18 protein-coding genes are annotated in these 22,451 nt (G+C 69.9%); 11 read left to right on the top strand and 7 right to left on the bottom strand.

Annotated features, from left to right (window positions below; genetic code table 11):
• Positions 1–8: 8 nt before the first annotated feature.
• Positions 9–1,526 carry a sugar ABC transporter ATP-binding protein gene (locus tag OG496_RS48565; RefSeq protein ID WP_366491671.1) on the bottom strand — a complete coding sequence of 506 codons (1,518 nt, stop codon included), beginning with the start codon at positions 1,524–1,526 and terminating at the stop codon, positions 9–11.
• Between the two features lie 262 nt (positions 1,527–1,788).
• On the opposite strand from OG496_RS48565, the gene rhaI reads away from it, so the two are divergent.
• The 6 genes from rhaI (at position 1,789) to OG496_RS48535 (ending at position 9,629) form a co-directional block, all read left to right on the top strand.
• On the top strand, positions 1,789–2,949 hold the full coding sequence (rhaI, locus tag OG496_RS48560; protein WP_366491672.1) for an L-rhamnose isomerase: 1,161 nt from the start codon (positions 1,789–1,791) through the stop codon (positions 2,947–2,949).
• 139 nt (positions 2,950–3,088) lie between these two features.
• Positions 3,089–5,128: a bifunctional aldolase/short-chain dehydrogenase gene (locus tag OG496_RS48555; RefSeq protein WP_405975457.1), complete on the top strand. Its 2,040-nt coding sequence runs from the start codon at positions 3,089–3,091 to the stop codon at positions 5,126–5,128.
• A gap of 8 nt (positions 5,129–5,136) precedes the next feature.
• Positions 5,137–6,588: a rhamnulokinase family protein gene (locus OG496_RS48550; protein WP_405976853.1), complete on the top strand. Its 1,452-nt coding sequence runs from the start codon at positions 5,137–5,139 to the stop codon at positions 6,586–6,588.
• A 130-nt stretch (positions 6,589–6,718) separates the two neighbouring features.
• On the top strand, positions 6,719–7,480 hold the full coding sequence (locus tag OG496_RS48545; protein ID WP_405975456.1) for a (Fe-S)-binding protein: 762 nt from the start codon (positions 6,719–6,721) through the stop codon (positions 7,478–7,480).
• Positions 7,477–8,964 carry a LutB/LldF family L-lactate oxidation iron-sulfur protein gene (locus OG496_RS48540; RefSeq protein ID WP_405975455.1) on the top strand — a complete coding sequence of 496 codons (1,488 nt, stop codon included), beginning with the start codon at positions 7,477–7,479 and terminating at the stop codon, positions 8,962–8,964. The genes OG496_RS48545 and OG496_RS48540 overlap by 4 nt, the downstream gene beginning before the upstream one ends.
• Positions 8,961–9,629 carry a lactate utilization protein C gene (locus OG496_RS48535; protein WP_405975454.1) on the top strand — a complete coding sequence of 223 codons (669 nt, stop codon included), beginning with the start codon at positions 8,961–8,963 and terminating at the stop codon, positions 9,627–9,629. Before OG496_RS48540 ends, OG496_RS48535 begins: the two co-directional genes overlap by 4 nt.
• Here OG496_RS48535 and OG496_RS48530 read toward each other — a convergent pair.
• Positions 9,602–12,742, bottom strand: coding sequence for a family 78 glycoside hydrolase catalytic domain (locus OG496_RS48530; RefSeq protein WP_405975453.1), 3,141 nt, complete (start codon positions 12,740–12,742; stop codon positions 9,602–9,604). The genes OG496_RS48535 and OG496_RS48530 overlap by 28 nt on opposite strands.
• 129 nt (positions 12,743–12,871) lie before the next feature.
• Between OG496_RS48530 and OG496_RS48525 the strand changes: the two genes are divergently transcribed.
• Entirely contained in the window at positions 12,872–14,026 is a 1,155-nt protein-coding gene (locus OG496_RS48525) for a betaine/proline/choline family ABC transporter ATP-binding protein (protein ID WP_405975452.1), read from the top strand.
• 15 nt (positions 14,027–14,041) lie between these two features.
• On the opposite strand, the gene OG496_RS48520 is transcribed toward OG496_RS48525, so the two are convergent.
• The 4 genes from OG496_RS48520 to OG496_RS48505 all read right to left on the bottom strand — a co-directional run bounded on the left by OG496_RS48520 (position 14,042) and on the right by OG496_RS48505 (position 16,982).
• Complete coding sequence (locus tag OG496_RS48520; protein ID WP_405975451.1) at positions 14,042–14,620, bottom strand: hypothetical protein; 579 nt, start codon at positions 14,618–14,620, stop codon at positions 14,042–14,044.
• A gap of 63 nt (positions 14,621–14,683) precedes the next feature.
• Positions 14,684–15,607: an ABC transporter substrate-binding protein gene (locus OG496_RS48515; RefSeq protein ID WP_405976852.1), complete on the bottom strand. Its 924-nt coding sequence runs from the start codon at positions 15,605–15,607 to the stop codon at positions 14,684–14,686.
• Positions 15,608–15,633: 26 nt separating this feature from the next.
• The gene (locus OG496_RS48510) at positions 15,634–16,305 is read right to left on the bottom strand and encodes an ABC transporter permease (RefSeq protein WP_405975450.1); all 672 of its coding nucleotides are present in this window, start codon (positions 16,303–16,305) and stop codon (positions 15,634–15,636) included.
• On the bottom strand, positions 16,302–16,982 hold the full coding sequence (locus OG496_RS48505) for an ABC transporter permease (RefSeq protein WP_327399454.1): 681 nt from the start codon (positions 16,980–16,982) through the stop codon (positions 16,302–16,304). Before OG496_RS48505 ends, OG496_RS48510 begins: the two co-directional genes overlap by 4 nt.
• Before the next feature lie 332 nt (positions 16,983–17,314).
• On the opposite strand from OG496_RS48505, the gene OG496_RS48500 reads away from it, so the two are divergent.
• Together OG496_RS48500 and OG496_RS48495 are read left to right on the top strand one after the other, a co-directional pair.
• Positions 17,315–18,097 carry an ABC transporter ATP-binding protein gene (locus OG496_RS48500; protein ID WP_405975449.1) on the top strand — a complete coding sequence of 261 codons (783 nt, stop codon included), beginning with the start codon at positions 17,315–17,317 and terminating at the stop codon, positions 18,095–18,097.
• 3 nt (positions 18,098–18,100) lie between these two features.
• Positions 18,101–19,411 carry an FtsX-like permease family protein gene (locus OG496_RS48495; protein WP_405975448.1) on the top strand — a complete coding sequence of 437 codons (1,311 nt, stop codon included), beginning with the start codon at positions 18,101–18,103 and terminating at the stop codon, positions 19,409–19,411.
• Positions 19,412–19,510: 99 nt separating this feature from the next.
• Here OG496_RS48495 and OG496_RS48490 read toward each other — a convergent pair whose 3' ends face one another.
• Positions 19,511–20,080, bottom strand: coding sequence for a TetR/AcrR family transcriptional regulator (locus tag OG496_RS48490; RefSeq protein WP_405975447.1), 570 nt, complete (start codon positions 20,078–20,080; stop codon positions 19,511–19,513).
• Between the two features lie 150 nt (positions 20,081–20,230).
• On the opposite strand from OG496_RS48490, the gene OG496_RS48485 reads away from it, so the two are divergent.
• Together OG496_RS48485 and OG496_RS48480 are read left to right on the top strand one after the other, a co-directional pair.
• Positions 20,231–21,088, top strand: a complete 858-nt coding sequence (locus OG496_RS48485) for an AAA family ATPase (RefSeq protein ID WP_405975446.1) — start codon at positions 20,231–20,233, stop codon at positions 21,086–21,088.
• Positions 21,085–22,446 carry a vWA domain-containing protein gene (locus OG496_RS48480; protein WP_405975445.1) on the top strand — a complete coding sequence of 454 codons (1,362 nt, stop codon included), beginning with the start codon at positions 21,085–21,087 and terminating at the stop codon, positions 22,444–22,446. Before OG496_RS48485 ends, OG496_RS48480 begins: the two co-directional genes overlap by 4 nt.
• Positions 22,447–22,451 lie beyond the last annotated feature (5 nt).

Below are 22,451 nucleotides of genomic sequence, written 5' to 3'. Positions count from 1 at the left end.
GGCGCTGCTCATGCGGCGGCCCTCCCGGTGGCTGCGGCCATCACGGTTTCCTCGGTGGCTTCGGAACGGGGGATCTCGGCGGTGAGGCGGCCCTCGTGCATCACCAGCACGCGGTCGGCCATGCCGAGGATCTCGGGCAGATCGGAGGAGATCATCAGGACGGCGACCCCGTCGGCGGCCAACTCGCTGAGCAGCCGGTGCACTTCGGCCTTGGTCCCGACATCGATGCCACGGGTCGGCTCGTCGACGATCAGCACCTTCGGGCCGGTGGCCAGCCACTTGGCGAGGACGACCTTCTGCTGGTTGCCGCCGGAGAGGGTGTTGACGGTGTCGGCGATCCGCGCGTACTTGACGTGCAGCTTCACCGCCCAGTCGAGGGAACGGCTGCGCTCGGCGCTCCGGTCGACGAGGCCCGCCCTGACGGTCGTACGCAGGCCGGTCAGGCCGATGTTGCGCTCGATCGACATGTCCATCACCAGGCCCTGGGCGCGCCGGTCCTCGGGGACGAGGGCGAGGCCCGCGGCCATCGCGGTCGAAGGGGCGCCGTTCGTCAGCGACCTGCCGTCGACCTCGACCCCGCCGGCGTCCCAGCGGTCGATGCCGAAGACGGCCCGCGCGACTTCGGTGCGGCCGGCGCCGACGAGCCCGGCGAGACCGACGATCTCGCCGCGCCGTACGTCGAAGGAGACGTCGGTGAAGACGCCCTCGCGGGTCAACCGCTTGACGCTCAGGGCGACTTCACCTGGTTCGACGTCCTGCTTGGGGTACAGCTCGTCGAGGTCGCGGCCGACCATGCGGCGTACGAGATCGTCCTCGGTCATTCCCTCGATCGGCTCGCTGGAGATCAGGGCGCCGTCGCGCAGGGTGGTGACGCGTTGGCAGATCTGGAAGATCTCCTCCAGGCGGTGCGAGATGAACAGGACGGCGGCGCCCTGTTCGCGCAGGGTGCGGACGACGCCGAAGAGGCGGGCCACCTCGCTGCCGGTGAGGGCGGCCGTCGGCTCGTCCATGATCAGGACGCGGGCGTCGAAGGAGAGCGCCTTGGCGATCTCCACGATCTGCTGGTCGGCGATGGACAGACCGCGCGCCGGGCGGTCGGGATCGAGCTCGACGCCGAGTCGCTTCATCAGGGCGGCGGTCGCCGCGTACGTGGCCTTGTGGTCGATACGGCCGAGCGCGCGGCGGGGCTGGCGGCCCATGAAGATGTTCTCGGCGATCGACAGGTCGGGGAAGAGGGTCGGTTCCTGGTAGATCACGGCGATACCCGCGTCGCGGGCGTCACCGGGGCCGTGGAAGAGGACGGGCGCGCCGTCGAGCAGCACCTGGCCGGCGTCGGGCCGGTGCACACCGGCGAGGGTCTTGATGAGAGTGGACTTGCCCGCGCCGTTCTCACCGGCGAGTGCGTGCACCTCACCGGGGAAAAGTTCGAGGGACACGTCCCGCAGGGCGCGCACCGCGCCGAAGGACTTGGAGATGCCCTTGAGCGCGAGCACCGGGGCCGGACCCGCTTCTGACGGGTGGGTCATGAGGGGCTCCTCGACGACGCCGGCGGGTAGGCCCTCACAGCGTCGTGAAAGGTTTCAACTTGGTTGCCGGGACGTTAGGCGCGCCAGCCTTGTCACGTCAATGGGTCCGCGTCGAAAAACTTTCGATAGCCAAAGGTCACATTGGAGTCACGGGCCACAGGCTTCGCCGTAGGGCTTGACACCCCTTCGGGAGGCTCATAACTTCGCTCTCTGAATCGTTTCATACATACGCCGTTCCGTCGCACGTCACAGGAGCCCTCAAGTGACCGATCTCGCCGCGGTGAAGGCCGCTCTCCAGACCCAGGCAGTCGAGACGCCGTCGTGGGCGTACGGGAACTCGGGGACCCGGTTCAAGGTCTTCGCCCAGGAGGGTGTTCCCCGGACCCCGCAGGAGAAGCTGGAGGACGCGGCGAAGGTCCATGAGTTCACCGGTGTGGCGCCGACCGTGGCCCTGCACATCCCGTGGGACCGGGTCGACGACTTCGGGGCGCTGGGGAAGTTCGCGGAGGACCACGGACTGAAGCTCGGCGCGATCAACTCGAACACGTTCCAGGACGACGACTACCGGCTCGGGAGCGTGTGTCATCCCGATGCGGCGGTGCGGCGCAAGGCGCTGGACCATCTGCTGGAGTGTGTCGACATCATGGATGCGACGGGCTCCGCCGATCTGAAGCTCTGGTTCGCCGACGGCACGAACTATCCGGGGCAGGATGATCTGAGCGCGCGCCAGGATCGGTTGGCGGAGGCGCTCGCAGCGGTGTACGAGCGGCTCGGGGACGGGCAGCGGATGTTGCTGGAGTACAAGTTCTTCGAGCCGGCGTTCTACGCGACGGACGTGCCGGACTGGGGTACTGCGTACGCGCACTGTCTGAAGCTCGGGCCGAAGGCTCAGGTCGTGGTCGACACCGGGCATCATGCGCCCGGCACGAATATCGAGTTCATCGTCGCGACGCTGTTGCGCGAGGGGAAGCTCGGGGCGTTCGACTTCAACTCCCGGTTCTATGCGGACGATGACCTGATGGTGGGGGCGGCTGATCCCTTTCAGTTGTTCCGGATCATGTATGAGGTGATCCGGGGTGGAGGGTTCACCGCCGATGTCGCCTTCATGCTGGATCAGTGTCACAACATCGAGGCGAAGATTCCGGCGATCATCCGGTCGGTGATGAATGTGCAGGAGGCCACGGCGAAGGCGTTGCTTGTGGACCGGGATGCACTGGGCGCGGCTCAGCGTGCTGGGGATGTGCTGGGCGCGAACGCCGTGATCATGGACGCGTACAACACGGATGTGCGGCCGCTGCTGAGGGAGTTGCGCGAGGAACAGGGGCTCGCCCCTGACCCGATTTCGGCGTATCGGACCAGTGGGTGGCAGGAGCGGATCGTTGCTGAGCGGGTCGGGGGGCAGCAGGCGGGGTGGGGCGCATAAGCGTCTGCCGGGTATCTGTCTGTTTGCGGGTGCGGGTCGTATGTGGCTGGTCGCGCCCACGCGGCGGAGCCGCATATCGATACAGCCCCGCGCCCCTGAAGGTAATGCGCTCACCCTCTCTCAAGAAGGACTGAAGTTCATGGCTCCGCACCCCGAAGCTGCCGCCCTCCTCGCTCGTTCCAATGGGCTTGGCTCTGATCCTCGTAATACCAACTACGCCGGTGGCAATACGTCCGCCAAGGGCACCGACACCGATCCCGTTACCGGGGGTGATGTCGAGTTGATGTGGGTGAAGGGGTCCGGAGGGGACCTCGGGACGCTCACCGAGGGCGGGCTGGCCGTGCTGCGGCTCGATCGGATGCGGGCGCTTGTCGACGTGTATCCGGGGGTGGAGCGCGAGGACGAGATGGTCGCCGCGTTCGACTACTGCCTGCATGGGAAGGGGGGCGCGGCGCCCTCGATCGACACCGCCATGCATGGGCTCGTGGACGCCGCGCATGTCGACCATCTGCACCCCGATTCCGGGATCGCCCTCGCCTGTGCCGCCGACGGGGAGAAGCTGACCGCCGAGTGTTTCGGGGACAGCGTGGTGTGGGTGCCCTGGCGGCGGCCCGGGTTTCAGTTGGGGCTGGACATCGCCGCCGTCAAAGCCGCCAATCCGCAGGCCGTCGGGTGTGTGCTCGGGGGGCATGGGATCACCGCGTGGGGTGATACGTCCGAGGAGTGCGAGCGGAACTCCCTGCACATCATCCGTACCGCCGAGGCGTTCCTCGTCGAGCGGGGGAAGCCGGAGCCCTTCGGGCCCGTGGTCGAGGGGTACGGTGCGCTGCCCGAGGGTGAGCGACGGGAGCGGGGGGCCGCGCTTGCGCCGTACGTCCGGGCTGTCGCCTCTCAAGACCGGCCGCAGGTGGGTCACTTCACCGATTCCGATGTCGTGCTCGATTTTCTCGCGCGGGCCGAGCATCCCCGCCTCGCCGCGCTCGGTACCTCCTGCCCCGACCACTTCCTGCGGACCAAGGTCAGGCCGCTGGTCCTCGATCTGCCGCCCACCGCTCCGCTGGACGAGGCGATCGCGCGGCTGAGGGAGCTGCACACCGCCTATCGCGAGGAGTACGCCGCCTACTACCAGCGGCACGCCCTGCCCGACTCCCCCGCGATGCGCGGTGCCGATCCGGCGATCGTGTTGATCCCGGGCGTCGGCATGTTCTCGTTCGGCAAGGACAAGCAGACGGCGCGGGTGGCCGGTGAGTTCTACGTCAACGCCATCAACGTGATGCGCGGGGCCGAGGCCGTGTCCACGTACGCGCCGATCGAGGAGTCGGAGAAGTTCCGCATCGAGTACTGGGCGTTGGAGGAGGCCAAGCTTCAGCGGATGCCCAAGCCCAAGCCGCTCGCCACGCGGGTCGCGCTCGTCACCGGTGCGGGTAGTGGGATCGGGAAGGCCATCGCCCGGCGGCTGGTCGACGAAGGGGCCTGCGTTGTCGTCGCGGATCTCAACTCCGACAGTGCGCAGGCCGTTTCGGAGGAACTCGGTGGTCCCGACAAGGCCGTCGCCGTCACGGTCGATGTGACGTCGGAAGAGCAGATCGCCGCTGCCTTCAAGGCCGCCCTGCTCGCCTTCGGCGGGGTCGATCTCGTCGTCAACAACGCCGGGATCTCCATCTCCAAGCCCCTGTTGGAGACGTCGGCCCGGGACTGGGATCTGCAGCACGACATCATGGCCCGCGGTTCCTTCCTCGTCTCGCGTGAGGCTGCCCGCGCGATGATCGCGCAGGGGCTCGGGGGCGACATCCTCTACATCGCTTCCAAGAACGCCGTGTTCGCCGGTCCCAACAACATCGCGTACTCCGCGACCAAGGCCGACCAGGCCCATCAAGTACGGCTGCTGGCCGCCGAGTTGGGCGAGCACGGTATCCGGGTCAACGGGATCAACCCGGACGGTGTCGTGCGTGGCTCGGGCATCTTCGCGGGGGGCTGGGGTGCGCAGCGGGCGGCCACCTACGGGATCGAGGAGGAGAAGCTCGGCGAGTTCTACGCCCAGCGGACCATCCTCAAGCGTGAGGTGCTGCCGGAGCATGTCGCCAACGCCGTCTTCGCCCTCACCGGTGGGGACTTGACGCACACCACCGGGCTGCACGTGCCGGTCGACGCCGGCGTTGCGGCCGCCTTCCTTCGGTGAGCGCCGAGGTGAACGTGTACGCCGCGGTCGACCTCGGCGCGTCCAGTGGGCGCGTCATGGTCGGCCGCGTCGGGCCCGACTCCCTGGAGTTGGCGGAGGCCCATCGCTTCCCCAACCGGCCCGTCCGCACACCAGAGGGGCTGCGCTGGGACATCCTCGCGCTGTACGCCGGTGTCCTGGACGGACTCCGGGCGGCGGGTGCGGTCACCGGCGGGCGGCTCGACTCGGTCGGTATCGACAGCTGGGCCGTGGACTACGGGCTGTTGGACGCGGACGGGGCGTTGCTGGGCAATCCCGTGCACTATCGGGACGCCCGCACGGAGGGGGTCGCCGAGAAGGTGTGGGCGACGGTGCCCGCGCGTGAGTTGTACGCGTCGACCGGGTTGCAGTACGCGCCGTTCAACACGCTGTACCAGCTGACGGCGGCCCGCGACTCCGCCCAACTGGCCCACGCCGAAAGGCTGTTGCTCATCCCCGACCTGCTGTCGTACTGGCTCACCGGCGAGCAGGGCACCGAGCTGACCAACGCCTCCACCACCCAACTCATCGATCCCCGGAAGCGGGACTGGGCTCACGACATCGCCTCTCGGCTCGGTATCGACCTCGGACTGTTCGCGTCGTTGCGGCAGCCGGGCGATCCTGCGGGGGCGTTGCGGGCCGAGGTGGTGGAGGAGACGGGGCTTCGGGGGCCCGTGCCCGTGACGGCGGTGGGGTCGCATGACACGGCGTCAGCCGTCGCCGCTGTTCCGGCAGTTGAGGAGCGGTTCGCCTACATCTGTACCGGCACCTGGTCCCTGGCCGGTCTAGAGCTGCAAGCGCCTGTGCTCAGCGAGGCCAGCCGGGCCGCCAACTTCACCAATGAGTTGGGGCTCGACGGCACGGTCCGGTATCTGCGCAACATCATGGGGCTGTGGCTGCTTCAGGAGTGTGTACGGGCCTGGGGCGAGCCGGAGTTGGGAGAGTTGCTGCGCGGGGCGGCCCGGATGCCGGCGCTGCGGTCGGTCGTGGACGCGGGGGACGCGGCCTTTCTGGCGCCGGGGCGGATGCCCGAGCGGATCGCCGACGCGTGTCGCGGTTCCGGGCAGCCGGTGCCGGAGTCCCGGGCGGAGATCACGCGGTGCATCCTCGACTCCCTCGCACTCGCTCATCGGCGGGCGGTCGGCGACGCCCAGGAACTCGCCGGTCATCCGGTCGACGTCGTGCACATCGTCGGGGGCGGTACCCGCAACGCGCTGTTGTGCCAACTGACCGCCGATGCCTGTGGGTTGCCGGTGGTTGCCGGCCCGACAGAGGCCGCGGCCCTCGGCAACGTACTCGTCCAGGCGCGGGCCCACGGGCTCGTCGGTGACCTGGCCGGGATGCGGGGGCTGCTCGCCCGTACCCAGCCGTCGACCCGTTACGAGCCTCAGGGCGACACCGCCCGGTGGCGGGCGGCGGAGGCCCGGCTCGCCGCGCGGTGACCCAGGGGTCCCGAGCCCGATGACTCCGATTCAGAAGCTCGGCTCGCCGCACGATGAACTGGGGGCTCCCCGAGACGGTGACCTCCGACTACGCTGCATCCATCCGATGATCGACCACTAAGGAGCCGCGATGCGTGTCGCCCTGTTCCTGACTTGCGTCAACGACACGCTCTATCCGGACACCGGGCGCGCCGTGGTGAAACTGCTGACCAGGCTGGGCGTCGAGGTCGACTTCCCGATGGCCCAGACCTGCTGCGGGCAGGCGCACTACAACACCGGTTACCGCCATGAGGCCGAACCGCTCGCCCGGCATTTCTCCGATGTCTTCGGGGAGTACGAGGCGATCGTCACGCCGTCCGGGTCGTGCGGGGCGATGGTGCGGGAGCTGTATCCGCGCATGGGTGAGCGGGCCCGGGCCGAGGGGCGCGGGGACACCCTCGCGGCCACGTTGGCGCCGGTGGTGCCGAAGACGTACGAGCTGACCGAGTTCCTCGTGGACGTGCTCGGGGTGACGGACGTCGGGGCCTACTACCCGCACAAGGTGACCTACCACCCCACCTGCCACGGGCTGCGCAGCCTGGGACTCGGTGACCGGCCGCTGAAGCTCCTCCAGGCCGTCAAGGGGCTGGAGTTGGTCGAGCTGCCCGGTGCCGACGAGTGCTGCGGGTTCGGCGGGACGTTCGCCGTGAAGAACTCCGATGTCTCGGCGGCGATGGGCGCCGACAAGGTGCGCAACGCCGAGTCGACGGGTGCCGACGTGCTGTGCGCGGCGGACAACTCCTGCCTCATGCACATCGGCGGCACGATGGCCCGGCTCCACACCGAGATGCGGCCGGTGCACATCGCGGAGATCCTGGCCGCGACCGAGACGGAAGAGGAGACGGGCGCATGAGCGGCACCTTCGTCGGAATGCCCGCGTTCCCGGCCTTCCCCGTGGCCGCCCACGAGGCCGTCAACAACCAGACCCTGCGCGGGAATCTGCGCCACGCCACCCACACGATCCGCGCCAAACGGGCCAAGGCCGTGGCGGAGTTGTCCGACTGGGCCGCCCTGCGCGAGGCCGGCAAGCAGATCAAGGACCACACCCTCCGTCATCTCGACCGGTATCTGGTCCAGTTGGAGGAGTCGGTGACGGCGGCGGGCGGCATCGTCCACTGGGCCGCCGACGCGGACGAGGCCAACCGGATCGTGACTCAACTCGTCAAGGAGACGGGCGAGTCGGAGGTCGTGAAGGTCAAGTCGATGGCCACGCAGGAGATCGGGCTCAACGAAGCCCTGGAGGCGGCGGGCATCCGCGCCTACGAGACCGATCTCGCCGAACTCATCGTGCAGTTGGGCAAGGACCGCCCCTCGCACATCCTGGTCCCCGCGATCCACCGCAACCGCGGTGAGATCCGGGAGATCTTCGCCCGCGAGATGAGCGAGTGGGGCCGCCCGGCCCCGGAGGGGCTGACCGACACGCCCGCCGAACTCGCCGAGGCCGCCCGCCTCCACCTCCGCGAGAAGTTCCTGCGGGCCAAAGTCGGCGTCTCCGGCGCCAACTTCATGGTCGCGGACACCGGCACACTCGTCGTCGTCGAGTCCGAGGGGAACGGCCGGATGTGCCTCACCCTCCCCGAGACCCTGATCTCGGTCGTCGGCATCGAGAAGATCGTGCCCACCTGGCAGGACCTGGAGGTGTTCCTGCAGACCCTCCCCCGCTCCTCGACCGCCGAGCGCATGAACCCGTACACCAGCACGTGGACGGGTACGACGGACGGGGACGGGCCGCGCACCTTCCACCTGGTCCTGCTCGACAACGGCCGCACCGACACCCTCGCCGACGAGGTCGGCCGCCAGGCCCTGCGCTGCATCCGCTGCTCGGCCTGCCTGAACGTCTGCCCGGTGTACGAGCGGGCCGGCGGTCACGCCTACGGCTCGGTCTACCCGGGCCCGATCGGCGCGATCCTCAGCCCCCAACTCCGGGGCACCGCAAGCGAGATCGACGCCTCGCTGCCGTACGCCTCGTCGCTGTGCGGTGCCTGCTACGAGGTGTGCCCGGTCGCCATCGACATCCCCGAGGTGCTGGTGCATCTGCGGGAGCGGATCGTGGAGGGCGGGCCGGTGACCCGCGAGGGCAACAAGGTCGTCCTGCAACCCGCCAAGGGCCATGCCGCCGAGCGGGCGGCGATGCGGGCGGCCCGCTGGACGTTCACCCACCCGGGCGCCCTGCGCACCGGCCAGCGGCTCGCGTCGCGCACCCGGCGCTTCCATCCACGGACCCTGCCCGGCCCCGGCAAGGCGTGGAGCGGTACCCGGGATCTGCCCGCTGTACCGGCGGAGCCGTTCCGCGACTGGTGGCAGCGCACGCACGGTGGAAAGGACGAGGCCAAGTGAGCAGCAGGGAACGGATCCTGGGCCGCGTGGAGCGCGCGCTCGCGGATGTGCCGAAGGACGACACGCCCTACGACCAGGCTTTCGAGCGCGGTTATCTGCGCGAGCACGGGGACCGGAGTGTCGAGCAGACGGTCGATCTGCTCGCCGAGAACCTGGCCGACTACCGGGCGCTCGTGCACCGGTGCGCGGAGGCCGAACTGGCCGCCGTGATCACCGGGTTGCTCGCCGAGCGGGGCTCGAAGACCGTCGTCGTACCGCCAGGTCTTGAGCCTTCCTGGCTCGCGGCGGCCGACGTCGAACAGGTCGCGGACCGGGCCGAGAGCACCCCGGCCGAGCTGGACCGGGTCGACAGCGTGGTCACGGCGTGTGCGGTGGCCGTCGCCGAGACCGGGACCATCGTCCTGGACGGCGGCCCGGACCAGGGCCGTCGCCGGATCACGCTCGTACCCGATCACCACATCTGTGTCGTACGGGTGCCGGACCAGGTGGTGTCGTCGGTTCCGCAGGCGCTCCAACACCTAGACCCGGCACGCCCGTTGACCTGGATCTCCGGTCCCTCCGCGACCAGTGACATCGAGCTGGACCGGGTCGAGGGGGTGCACGGTCCCCGCACCCTGGAGGTGGTACTGGTGGGCGGTCAGGCGAGCGTGGAGGTCAACTCGTAGGTGCCTGACGGCAGTTGGTAGGAGGCTGTGCCGTCCGTGAAGCCGAGGAACTGTACGCCCAGCGCCTCGGCCAGGGGCCGCTTGTCCTCGTGGACGGTCGACGGGTCGGTGGTGGGGATGCGCAGGGTCGCCGTGCTGTTGGCGGGGACGACTGCCCGGTACGTCAACTTCCCGTCCCTCGCGGTCCATTCGCTGACGATCTCGCCGTAGGGAGAGACGTGTGAGCCGCGCACCTTCGTGATCCTGCCGGTCGGGTCGGTGTGGGGCCGGAGGAAAAAGTGCTGGAAGCCCGGGTGTTCGGGGTCCTTGGCGATGCCGGCCATGCTCTCGTACATCCACTCCATGATCGCGCCGTAGGCGTAGTGGTTGAACGAGTTCATGTCGACCGGGCCGAAGCCGTCCTGCTTCGAGTACGAGTTCCAGCGCTCCCAGACCGTGGTGGCGCCGTTGGCCACCGAGTACAGCCAGGACGGCATCGCGTTCTGGTGGAGGAGGCTGTACGCGAGGTCGACGCGGCCCTCGTCGGTCAGGACGGGGGCGATGACGTTGACGCCGAGGAAGCCCACGGCGAGGGTGTTCTCCGGGTACTCCACGCGGGTGCTGTCGGGGTGGGCCGCCTTGTAGGCCGGGCTGTTGCCGATGTTGTCGGTGAGCAGGGTGACCAGTTGGCGGTGCTGCGACTCCGTTTCGTAGAAGCCGAGTTTGAGGATCCAGAGCAGGGCGGTCTGGGTGTCGTCCTCGGTCTTTCCGGCGCTGTTGCCGGGGGTGTGGGGCGGTGGGTCGCCGAGGCTCGACCGGACCGTCAGCTGTCCGGTCAGGGCGTCGGTGACGAAGTACTTGGTGATGAAGGCCCGTTTGATGTGGGTGAACAGCCGCTTGTAGGTGGCGGCTTCGGCGGTGCGGCCGGTGGCGCGGGCCATGTCGGCCATGAGGCGGGCGCTGTAGCCGTAGTAGACGTCGCTGATGAGCTGGGTGCTGGTGATCTGGAAGGCGAGCCAGTCGCCGAAGATCGCGCCCTGGCCGGCGTGGGTGTCGCCGGTGCGGCTCCGGATCCAGTCCAGGTACTTGGTCATCGACGCCCAGCTGCGGTCGATGATCGTGGTGTCGCCGGACATCTGCCACACCGTCCACGGCACGACGACCCCGCAGTCCGCCCAGCCGCTGGCCGGGAGCGGCTGGCTGAAGCGGTGGCCGGGGGCGACCCACGGGTACTGGGCTTTCCCCGCACCGTAGTTGTGCTGTGAGTCGATCAGCGTGTCCTGGAAGTGGCCGAGGAAGGGGACCGCGTCGGTGTTGTACAGGCCGGTGTTGGAGAAGAGCTGGGTGTCGCCGGTCCAGCCGAGGCGTTCGTCGCGTTGCGGGCAGTCGGTGGGGATCCAGAGGTAGTTGCCGCGCTGGCCCCAACGGACGTTGCTGATCAGCTGGTTGACGTCCGCGTCGTCGGTGGTGATGGTGCCGATGTCGTGGAGGGCCGAGGTGGCGACCCTGCCCGTGAGGTCGACGAGGGTGACGGTCTCGGTCGTGGTGACGGAGACGTACCGGAAGCCGTAGAACGTCAGCGAGTCCTGATGGGTCTCGCCCGCCGGGTCGCCCTTGAGGATGTAGGTGCTGGTGGCTTCGGCGGTGCGGAGGTTCGCTCGGTAGACCGAGCCCGCGGGTCCGTCGGCGCCGGGGCTGTCGTCGTTGAGCATCTCCCCCGGTTTGAAGGCGACTTGGGCGCCCGCCGGGCCACGCAGGGTGTAGCGGGGCACGCCGACCAGGTTCTGGCCGAGGTCGATGACGGCGGTGTCGCCGGGGTGCAGGGTGACGGAGACGGTGGACGCCCGTACGGGGTCGGTGACCGTGCGGGCGGGGTCGACGACGATACGGCCCTTGCCGTTGGCGCCGCCGTCCTCGCCCGCGAAGCCCGTAGCTCCCGAAACGCCTGTGACTCCCGTGTAGACGGTGACGGACTGCGGCTTGCGGTCCCACTCGGGCATCAGGCGGGCGCTCTCGCCGGGATAGGCGACCAACTGGGCGTCGGGGAAAGGGTCTTGTGCCTCGACGGCCGACCAGGCCGAGGCGTCGAAGCCGTTCTCCGACCAGCCGGGGAGTTCCTTGCGGGCGTCGTAGAGCTGGCCGTCGTAGATGTCGTCGGTGCGGTAGGGGCCGGTGTCGGTGGCTCGCCAGTCTTCGCCGGGGGCGGTGACGATCGTCTGGGTGGAGCCGTCGGCGTACTGGACGAGGAGTTTCGCCTTGAGGGCCAGGGGGTTGCCGTCGGCCGAGTAGTGGGTGCTGTTCTCGGCGATGCGGCCGTTGTACCAGCCGTTGCCGAGCACGGCGGCGAGGGTGACCTGTGCCGGGTCCACGAGCAGGTCCGTGACGTCGTAGGTGAAGTAGTTGACGGTGGTGTCGTAGTTGGTCCAGCCCGGGGGCAGGAACTCGTACGTGGTGCCGTCGCCCTGGGGCACGGAGACGCGGCGGCCGTTGACGTAGGCGTCGTACACGCCGAGTGCGGAGACGTACAGCCGGGCCTCGGTGACCTGCCCGCCCGTCAGTGCGGTCTGGCCGCGCAGGAGGGGTGCGCCGGCGGTGTTCGGGCGCTTGCCCGCCATGCCGATCCACTGCGCGCCGTCCCAGCCGGTGACGCCGTCGGTGCTGAGCAGGCCGGTCTCGAAGTGGGCGGTGGGTGCGGCGGTGACGGCACGGCCGTGCTCGTCCCACACCGTCACCGTCCAGTGGTAGCGGGTCGAGGCGCGCAGTGCGGGGCCGGAGTAGCGGACGGCGACCGAGTCCGCCGAGTCGACGCGGCCGCTGTCCCAGACGTCGGCGCTGCCGTGGGTCAGGTACCGGGGCGCGGTGGCGACCTTGATCCGGTACGCCGACTGGCGGCGACCCCGCGCGGCCGACGCCGTGCGCCAGCCGAATCTCGGGTGTGCCGCGTCGACGCCGAGCGGGTCCGTGCGGTGTTCCACGGTCAGGCCCGACACCGTGGTGCCGGCCGAGGCGGTTCCTCCGCCGCCGTTGCCTCCCGCCATCGCCGCGGGGACGACGCTCAGCGCGGCCGCCGTGGTGAGCAACGTGCGGCGGCGCAGCCTTCCGTCGCGGGCCGTACCGTCGACTCCGTCGTTCATGCCGCTGTCCCTTCGGCCCGCCGGGAGATGGAGGTGCTCCGGATCATTCCAGGGTCTGCGTGTCCGCGTCACCAGCCGGTGGGACGCTGTTGAAGGGCGGCGGCGGACCGGCGCCGTTAGCGTGAGGACATGATCCGGTTCGAGCAGGTCAGCAAGCGGTACCCGGACGGTACGACGGCCGTGGACGGACTGTCCTTCGAGGTGAACGAGGGCGAACTCGTCACGCTGGTGGGCCCGTCCGGCTGCGGCAAGACGACGACCATGATGATGGTCAACCGCCTCATCGAGCCCACCTCCGGCCGGATCTTCGTGAACGGCGAGGACATCGCCACTGTCGACCCTGTCCAACTGCGCCGCCGTATCGGTTACGTCATCCAGCAGGTGGGCCTCTTCCCGCACCGCACGGTCCTCGACAACACGGCGACCGTGCCGTCCCTGGTCGGCTGGAAGCGGGCGAAGGCGCGGGCCCGGGCCGCCGAGCTGCTCGATCTGGTGGGCCTTGACCCGAAGACGTACGGGCCGCGCTATCCGGAGCAGCTGTCGGGTGGGCAGCGGCAGCGCGTCGGTGTGGCACGGGCGCTGGCCGCCGATCCGCCGGTACTGCTGATGGACGAGCCGTTCGGCGCGGTAGACCCGGTGGTGCGGGAGCAGTTGCAGGACGAGTTCCTGCGGATGCAGGCCGCCGTGCGCAAGACGGTGCTGCTGGTCACGCACGACATCGAGGAGGCGGTACGGCTCGGCGACCGTATCGCCGTCTACGGGCAGGGCCGGATCGAGCAGTACGACACCCCCGGCGCGGTGCTCGGCACGCCGGCTACGCCGTACGTCGCCGAGTTCGTGGGCGCGGACCGGGGTCTGAAACGGCTGTCGGTGACGGAGATCGAGCCCGACGACCTGGAACAACCGCCGGTCGCCCGCGTGGACGAACAGGCACAGCGGGCCGCCGACCGGCTGCGGGTGGAAGGCGCCAGATGGGCGGTGGTCCTCGACGAACACGGCGAACTGCAGGGCTGGGTCAAGGCCGACGAACTCACCGCGGGCGGCACGGTCGGCGAACTCGCCCACCGCATGAACGCGTGGGTACCGGTGGGCGCCCCCTTGAAGCAGGCGTTCGGCGTGATGCTCCAGCACGACGCCGGGTGGGTCGCCGTGCTGGACGGGGCACGCTTCCTCGGCGTCCTGACTCCGGCGAAACTGCACGAGGCGCTACGGCGGTCCGTGGACGCGGACGCGCTCGGGGTGCCCCGGGGACAGGTGGACTTCGACTCGGTGGCGGACGCGTGAGGGTCGCTCGGCGGCTCAGGAGTAGGTGAGGGGGCAGCCCTGCCGGAGCGCGTGCTGGGCGGCGCGCAGATAAAGGGCCACGTAGAAGGCCGTGTCCAGGTCCTCGCTCCAGCGGCCGGGGTGGATGGCGGCGAACTCCTCTGCTTCTCCCTCCAGGAACCAGAAGGTGAGGGCCAGGTTTCCCGTCATCTCCGGTATCCCGACGGGCAGTTCAAGCGCCGCGGCCAGTCGCTCGGCGAGGGCCAGCACCTGGGGTGCGCCCGCGATCACCGTCTCGTCCGTGTACGCGGAGCCGATCGGCAGCCGTATCTCCTCGTCGAGCGAGACCGGCACCAGCACCGACCAGCCGCCGATCAACTCATGCTCGGCAGGCGTCAGCCGGGCACGGCACAGCGCGTCGAACCCCTGCATGGACGGGCTCAGCTTCTCCTCGAACGCCGACCCGAAGTCCCGCTCGGGCACGGACGCGTACGGCGGCAGCCCACGCCGGGCAAGCTCCGCGTCGAGCCCCTTGGCGATCGCACCCATCCCCCCTTCCCCTGTGTCCTCACTCAGCCACTCCCCCACACCGACATCGACCAGATAGACACCCATGCCCGAAAGGTACAAGCCACCACTGACAATGCCCCTGCCCCTGTCTCTGCCCCTGCCTCTGCCTCACTTCAGCAAGCCCTTGTCCTTCAGATACGTCCGTGCCACGTCCTGCGCCAACCGCCGCCAGCTGTCGACCTGTTGGTTCATGGAGGCGAGGTCGGCCGTAGTAAGCACGTCATTGAGTTTCCCCAGCGCCTTGGTCACGCCCTCGCTCCCCGCCCGTGAGCGGTTGACAACTGGGACGACGTAGTCGGCGTTCTGGAGGTGCTTGTCGTCGGTGAGGAGGACCAGGCCGAACTGGTCGAGAGTGGCGTCGGTGGTCGTGGTCAGCACCATCTGGTCCTGGCCGTTCTGCACCGCGCTCTTGGCCTGGGTCGTGCCGACGCCCTTCGGGTCGACGGCGGTGATGTCGATGCCGTAGGTCTTCTTCAACCCCGGTTCGCAGTACGGCCGTTGAACGCACTCGTCGCCCGCCGCGAGCCGCACCTTCAGTCCCGAGGCGCCGAGGTCGCTGAGAGTCTTGAGGTGGTACTTCTTGGCGTACGAGCGGGCCACGGCGAAGGCGTTCTGGTCGACCGCCTTGCCGGGGTCGAGGACGGTGAGGCCGCGGGGCGTGGCCAGTCGGCGGAGTGCCTTCATCGTGGTGGCGAGGTCGGGTGAGCCGACGGCCGGTGCGTCGGGGCCGTTGGTCTTGGCGTTGAGCCAGTCGGCGAAGGTGGCCGCGTACTCGGGGACGACGTCGATCTGCCCCGATTCCAGGGCGGGTTCGTAGAGTTCGCGGTTGGCGACGGTGAGCAGGGACGTCTTGTAGCCGGCTTGCTTCAGCAGGAGCGCGTACATCTGGGCAAGCAGGTCGCTCTCGGTGAATCCGGCCGAGCCGATGGTCAGGTGGTGGCTGTCGCCGGGTGGCGCGGTGACGGCGCTCTGGTTCTCCAGGGACGGGCCGGTAGAGCAACCGGTGACCAGGAGGAGGCCGGCCACGGCCATGCACCGCAGTCGCGGTCGCAGTCGCTTCATCGCGCTCTCCCCGCCCACCGGGGCGCCAGCCGTTCGGCGACCTCGAAGACACCCTCGACAAGCAGCGCGAACACCGCGACGAGCACGGCCCCGGCCACCACCTGTGCGGTGTTGGCGAGGTTGAAGCCGGCCGTGATGATCCGGCCGAGTCCACCGCCGCCCGCGAGTGCGGCGATCGTGGCGGTGGCGACGAGCTGGACAGCCGCGATCCGTACGCCGTTCATCAACAACGGGAGGGAGAGCGGCAGTTCGACGCGGAACAGCATCTGCGGCCCGGTCATCCCCATGCCGCGCGCGGCCCGTACCACATCGCGGTCGACCTCGCGCATGCCGACGTACGCGTTGGTGAGCAGCGGCGGTACGGCGAACAGGACCAGGGCGACGACCGTGGGCCCCTCGCCCCACTTGCCGATCGGGGTCAGGAGCAGCAGGACCAGGACGGCGAAGGTGGGTACCGCGCGGCCGATGTTGGAGATGTTCACGGCGAGCGCGCCACCCTTGCCGAGATGGCCCAGGACGAGGGCGATCGGCAACGCGATCAGACAGCTGATGACGAGGCAGACGACCGTGAGGACGAGGTGCTGCGCGAGCCGGTGCCAGATGCCGTCGTCGCCTGACCAGTGGGCGGAGTCGGTGAGCCAGTGCCAGGCGTCGGTCAGGGTGTTCATCCGCGCACCGCCCTCGTCCAGGGGGTGATCAGCCGTTGCACCAGCAGGAGGAGCAGGTCGGCGACGATCGCGATCACCACGCACAGCACGGACGCGGTGAGCACCTGTGCCTTGAAGTAGGTGTTCATGCCCGCGTAGATGAGGTTGCCGAGTCCCCCGAAGCCGACGATCGCACCGACCGTGACCAGCGAGACCGCCGAGACGGTGGCGATGCGGAGGCCTGCCATCGCGGCGGGGAGCGCGAGGGGCAGTTCCACGGTGAGAAGGAGGCGGATCGGACCGTAGCCCATGCCGCGTGCGGCCTGTCGGGTCTCCTCGGGTACGGCGCGCAGGCCGGCCAGGATGTTCCGGACCAGCAGGGTGAGCGAGTAGAGGACGAGCCCGGCGACGACGAGGGTGGCCGAGAGGCCGTAGACGGGCAGGAGCAGCGAGAACATCGCGAGGGACGGGATCGTGTAGAGGATCGTCGTCACCCCGAGCACCGGTCCCGCGGCCCAGCCCCAGCGGCGGGCCACCACCGCGAGCGGAAGCGCGATCGCCAGGCCGATCAGCACCGAGATCGAGGTGAGCTGGAGGTGCTGGACGACCGCGTCGACGAGGATGTGGCGGCGGGTGCTCAGGTACTCGCCGCAGATCCACTCGTTGCGGGCGAGGCAGTCGTCCGGGGGCGCGGTCACAGGTCCATTGCATCGGGCGGGGCCTTGGGTGGCGCGTTCTGGTGACCCGTACGGGCGTCGGTCAGGGGTTTCGGTCAGGGGCTCCAGCGGGTGGAGAAGGAGGCGATGAAGACTGCTGGTCCGTCATCAGGGTGCCTCCGTCGCCGCCGGTGGTGCGTCGCGGGCCGACGCCGAGTCCGCGCGGGCTCCCGAGGACGACGGCCCCGACGAGGAGCGTGGGGGTGTCGCTGAGTACACCCCGCGATACGGGTTCTGCGCCCAATGTGCGCAACCGGCGTTCTCCGTAGCGTCGTTGGTGAGGCACAGGGCGTGCCGCACGGAGGGTGACGGCGATGTTTCGCACCGCACGACGGACGCACGACAAGGGACCCGCCGCCGAGGCGCTGCGGCTGGTCAAGGTGAGCAGGACCTACGGCCGTGACGACAGCGCCGTGACCGCTCTGGACGGGGTCACGCTGAGCCTGGAGCGCGGCACGTTCACGGCGGTGATGGGGCCGTCGGGTTCCGGAAAGTCGACGCTGTTGCAGTGCGCGGCGGGGCTCGACCGGCCGGACAGCGGGATCGTGATGGTCGACGGCGCGGAGATGACGGGCGGGAGCGAGGCGGAGCTGACGCGGTTCCGGCGCAGTCGGATCGGGTTCGTGTTCCAGCAGTACAACCTCCTCGACACGCTCACCGTCGCGCAGAACACCGTGCTGCCGCTGAAGCTCGCGGGGCGGCGCGTCGACCGGCGGCGGGCCCAGGAGGTGCTGACCTCGGTCGGTCTCGGCGACCGGCTCGGCCACCGTCCCGACCAGCTCTCCGGCGGTCAGCGGCAGCGGGTCGCCATCGCCCGCGCGCTGGTCACCGAGCCCCGGGTGATCTTCGCGGACGAGCCGACCGGTGCCCTGGACACGCGCAGCGCGCGGGGTGTGCTGCTGCTGTTGCGGGAGGCGGTGCGGGTGCACGGCCGGACCGTGGTGATGGTGACGCACGACCCGGTCGCGGCCTCGTACGCCGACTCGGTGGTGTTCCTCGCGGACGGCCGGCTCGCCGGGCGGATGCACGCGCCGACCGTCGACGCGGTCGCCGAGCGGCTCGCGCACCTGGGCGACGACGTGACGGCGGGGGTGTGAGCGATGTTCGTACTGGCGATGCGTTCGATCCGGCAGCGGCCGGGACGGTTCCTGGCGACCCTGCTGGCCGCGTTCCTGGGCGCGGCGATCATCATGACGTTCAACTCCCTTCAGGACACGGCGAATCGGCACGGCGTCGACTCGGTCAGCGCCGACACGCTGTCCACGTCGGCGAGTGTCGTCGGGGGTTACGGCACCCTGCTGGTGTTCTTCGCCGTGGCGTCGACGCTGACCGTCAACGTCCGCCAACGGTCAGGGGAGTTGGAGACCCTGCGCTGCTCGGGGGCGACCCCGGCGCAGCTGAAGCGGATGGTCGTGGGTGAGGCGGTGGCCGTCGCCCTGCTGGGTGCGATCCTCGCCGTCGGTCCCGCGATGCTCGGCGGCCGGGCCCTGCTCGGGGCGTTCAAGGACAGCGGTCAGGTCGCCCGGTCCGTCGACTACTCCTTCGGCCCCTTCGCCCTCCAATCGGGCCTGGGCATCACGCTGTTGGCGTCGGCGGGCGCCGCGTTCCTGGCCGTACGACGGGCGACGCGCGGGCAGCGGCGGCAGGGCCGGGCGCGGACGTTCCTCGCCTACGGTGCGATGGTCGCGGGTGTGGTGTCGGTGACGGCGACCTTCGCCTTCTCGGCTACGGACGCCGCACTGATGGCAGCCCCGGCGTACGGCGCGATCCTGCTCTCGGTCGGCCTCGCCCTGCTGGCACCACGCCTGCTGAAGGGCCTGCTCGACCGGCTCCAACTGACGGGCGCGAGCGGGTGGTTGGCCGTGCGCAATCTGCGCGAGCGGACCGACCAGCTCGCCGGGATCCTGATGTCGCTGATCCTGTTCACCGCGGTGTCCACGGCGACGCTGTACATGCAGGCCGTGGAGAGCGACGCGGTGAACGCTTCGGGCCTGAAGAAGTCGGTGGACGCGAAGAACCTGGAGACCCTCAACTTCACGGTCGTCGGCATCATCGTGGTCTTCGTCTGCGTGATGCTGGTCAACTCGCTCTACGCGGCGACGACTTACCGCTCCCGCGAGTTCGGCGGACAGCGCCTGGCGGGTGCGACTCCGGGTCAGGTGCTGCGCACGGTCGCCACGGAGACGGCGATCCTCACGATCACCGGCATCCTGTCCGGCACGGCGGCCGCACTGGCGGGCATCATCCCGTTCACCATGGTCCGCACGGACGCGGTCCTCCCGCACCAGGGGCTGGGAATCTGGCTGACGGTCGTAGCGGTGGCGGCGACGGTGACGCTGGGCACGAGCCTGCTGACGGCACGCCGGGTGCTGCGCACACCGGCGGTGGAGGCGGTGACGCTGGCCGCGTGAGTACGACAGGCATTGCGGTCGGGGGCAGGCGCTACGGCGTCTGCCCCTTCTTTTGCGCGCTTCGGCAGCGCCCCGAAGGGCGACGACGCCTCCCGACGCTCAGGCAACCCCCGCCGCATCCAGCAACGTCCGCACGGTCTCCACGGTCAACCCGTCCAGGGACTCCAGCTTCGCACCGGCGCGGGCACTCGCCCCATCGAAGATCAGCATCAACTGGCGTGCCAGCAGCACCGGATCACGCGCGCCCCCCAGCTCGGCCTGGTCCCGGAAGGCATCCTGCAGCTTCTCCTTGGCCGCACGGGCCACGATGCTCGCCGGATGCTCGGGGTCCTTCAGCTCGACCATCGTGGCGAGGAAGGGACAGCCCAGATAGCCGGCCTCCGTCGACGACCTCTCCGCCTGTCCGAAGACGTACAGGATGCGCTCGCGCGGCGTGCCGGCGTCGTCCGGACCGGGCGCGAGCCGCGCCGCGTACCCAGGCGCACGCCGCTCCAGGCTCGCGGCGAGCACCTCGTCCTTGCTGTCGAAGAGCTGGTACATCGACCGCTTCGAGACCCCGGCGGACTTGCACAGCGCCTCCACGCCGATGGAAACGCCATCGCGATAGAACAGCTCGGCCGCCGCATCGAGCAACCGGTCCCGGGGTGACGCCTTGTCTGTCGTGGCCATACTCCGAGGTTACCGCGCCGGGAGCCAAGAGGAAACCGATCGGTGTACGAGCTTGCGCAGGCACCTGATCCCGGGTGACAGTGAAGGTGAACAAGCGCTTAGATATGTTGCCGCGCACCGACGTACCACCCGCGATCCGCCGGAGGCCCCGTGTTCCGTTCCGTCGACGAAGTCGCCGCACGCCTCGCCGAGACCGGCTATCTGGCGTCACCCGCGGTCGCCACGACCGTCTTCCTCGCCGACCGCCTCGGCAAGCCGCTCCTCGTCGAGGGCCCGGCCGGTGTCGGCAAGACGGAGCTGGCCAAGGCCGTCGCCGAGGTCGCCGGCGCGCGGCTGATCCGGCTCCAGTGCTACGAGGGTGTCGACGAGTCCCGGGCGCTGTACGAGTGGAACCACGCCAAGCAGCTGCTGCGCATCAGCGCGGGCCGCGACGAGAGCTGGGACGAGACCCGCACCGACATCTTCAGCGAGGAGTTCCTGCTCCCCCGCCCGCTGCTCACGGCGATCCGCGGCGACGACCCGAAGGTCCTGCTGATCGACGAGACCGACAAGGCGGACGTCGAGGTGGAGGGTCTGCTGCTGGAGATACTCAGCGACTTCCAGGTCACCGTCCCGGAGCTGGGCACGATCACCGCGACCCGCCGCCCCTTCGTGGTCCTCACCTCGAACGCGAGCCGCGAACTCTCCGAGGCCCTCCGCCGCCGCTGCCTGTTCCTCCATATCGGCTTCCCCGACGAGGAGTTGGAGCGCCGCATCGTACGGCTGAAGGTCCCGGGCCTCGGTGCGGCGCTGGCCGAGTCGGTGGTCCGGGTGGTCGGGGCGCTGCGGGAGATGGAGCTGCGGAAGGTGCCGTCGGTGGCCGAGACCATCGACTGGGCCCGCACCCTCCTGGCGCTCGGCGCCGAAACCCTCGACGAGACGGTCGTACGGGACACCCTCGGCGTACTCCTCAAGCACCAGGACGACATCCTCAGAGCGGCCGCGAAGCTCGACCTGGATGCCGTGTGACCGCCGCCGGTGTCACCGAGCGGCTGACGGGCCTCGTCGGGGCGCTGCGCGCGCACGGTCTGCGCATCGGCACGGGTGAGACCGTGGACGCGGCGCAGGCGATGGAAGCGCTCGGGTTCGCGGACCGCGAGCTGCTCCGCGAGGGACTGGCCGCGACACTGCTGCACGGCACGGGCCAACGCCCGGTGTTCGACCCGGTCTTCGACCTCTACTTCCCGCACGGCGTCGGGGCACCCCAGGGTGAGCCCGCCGCCGACCGCGAGGACCTCCGCGACCGGCTCGCGGCAGCGCTCGCCGCCAACGACCAGGCCCTGATGGGGCAGTTGGCGGCGGAGGCCGTCGACGGATTCGGCGGCTACGGCAACTCTCCCTCGTCGGACGGCTGGTCGTCGTACCAGACCCTGGACCGGCTGCGTCCGCAGACGCTGCTGGCCCGGGTGCGTACGAGCATCCGGGCGGAGGGCGGCGGCCGGTCCGGGTTCACCGACCGGCTGCTCGACGACGAGATCCGGCAGCGCATCGAGGGCTTCCGGCGGCAGGTCGCCGTGGAGGCGCGGCGCCGGGTCGCCGAGCGGCGCGGCCGGGACGAGATCGCCCGGCGCGCGATCGCGCCGACGGCCGACCGCGTCGACTTCCTGTTCGCCGGACGGGCCCAACTGGCCGAACTGCGCAGGGCGGTTCAGCCGCTGGCCCGCAAGCTGGCCACCCGTCTCGCCGCGCGCCGCCGCCGCGCCTCCCGGGGCACGATCGACCTCCGCCGCACCCTGCGCGGCTCACTGTCCACGGGCGGGGTGCCGATGCGGCCGGTGCTGCGCCGGCGCCGGCCGGTCCGGCCCGAACTGGTGCTGCTGTGCGATGTGTCGGGCTCGGTGTCGGGCTTCTCCGACTTCACGATGCTGCTGGTGCAGGCGCTGCACGACCAGTTCAGCAAGGTGCGCGTGTTCGCCTTCGTCAACCGCCTCGACGAGGTGACCCCGCTGCTCGTGCACGGCACGGCCGACCCAGAGGGCCTCGGCACCCGCATCCGCGACGAGGCCACCCTCACCGGCTGGCACGGAAGCAGCGACTACGGCGTCGCCCTGGGCGAGTTCGCGGAGCGGTACGGCGACGCGGTCGGCCCGCGTACGACCGTGTTCGTGCTCGGTGACGCCCGCACCAACATGAGCGACCCGAACCTCCCGGCCGTCCGGCAGATCACCCAACGGGCCCGCCGCGTCTACTGGTTGAACCCCGAGCAGCGCGCGCAGTGGGGCACCGGCGACTCGGCCGCCCCCGATTACGCGGAGCTGGTCGAGATGCACGAGTGCCGGAACGCGCAGCAACTCAGCGCGCTGGTCGGCCGGTTGCTGCCGATCTGATTCCT

The sequence above is a fragment of the Streptomyces sp. NBC_00988 genome (genome assembly GCF_045162645.1).
Lineage (GTDB): Bacteria > Actinomycetota > Actinomycetes > Streptomycetales > Streptomycetaceae > Streptomyces.
The sequence above is the reverse complement of the archived record's forward strand: the minus strand, read 5'-3'. Positions and strand labels throughout refer to the sequence as shown.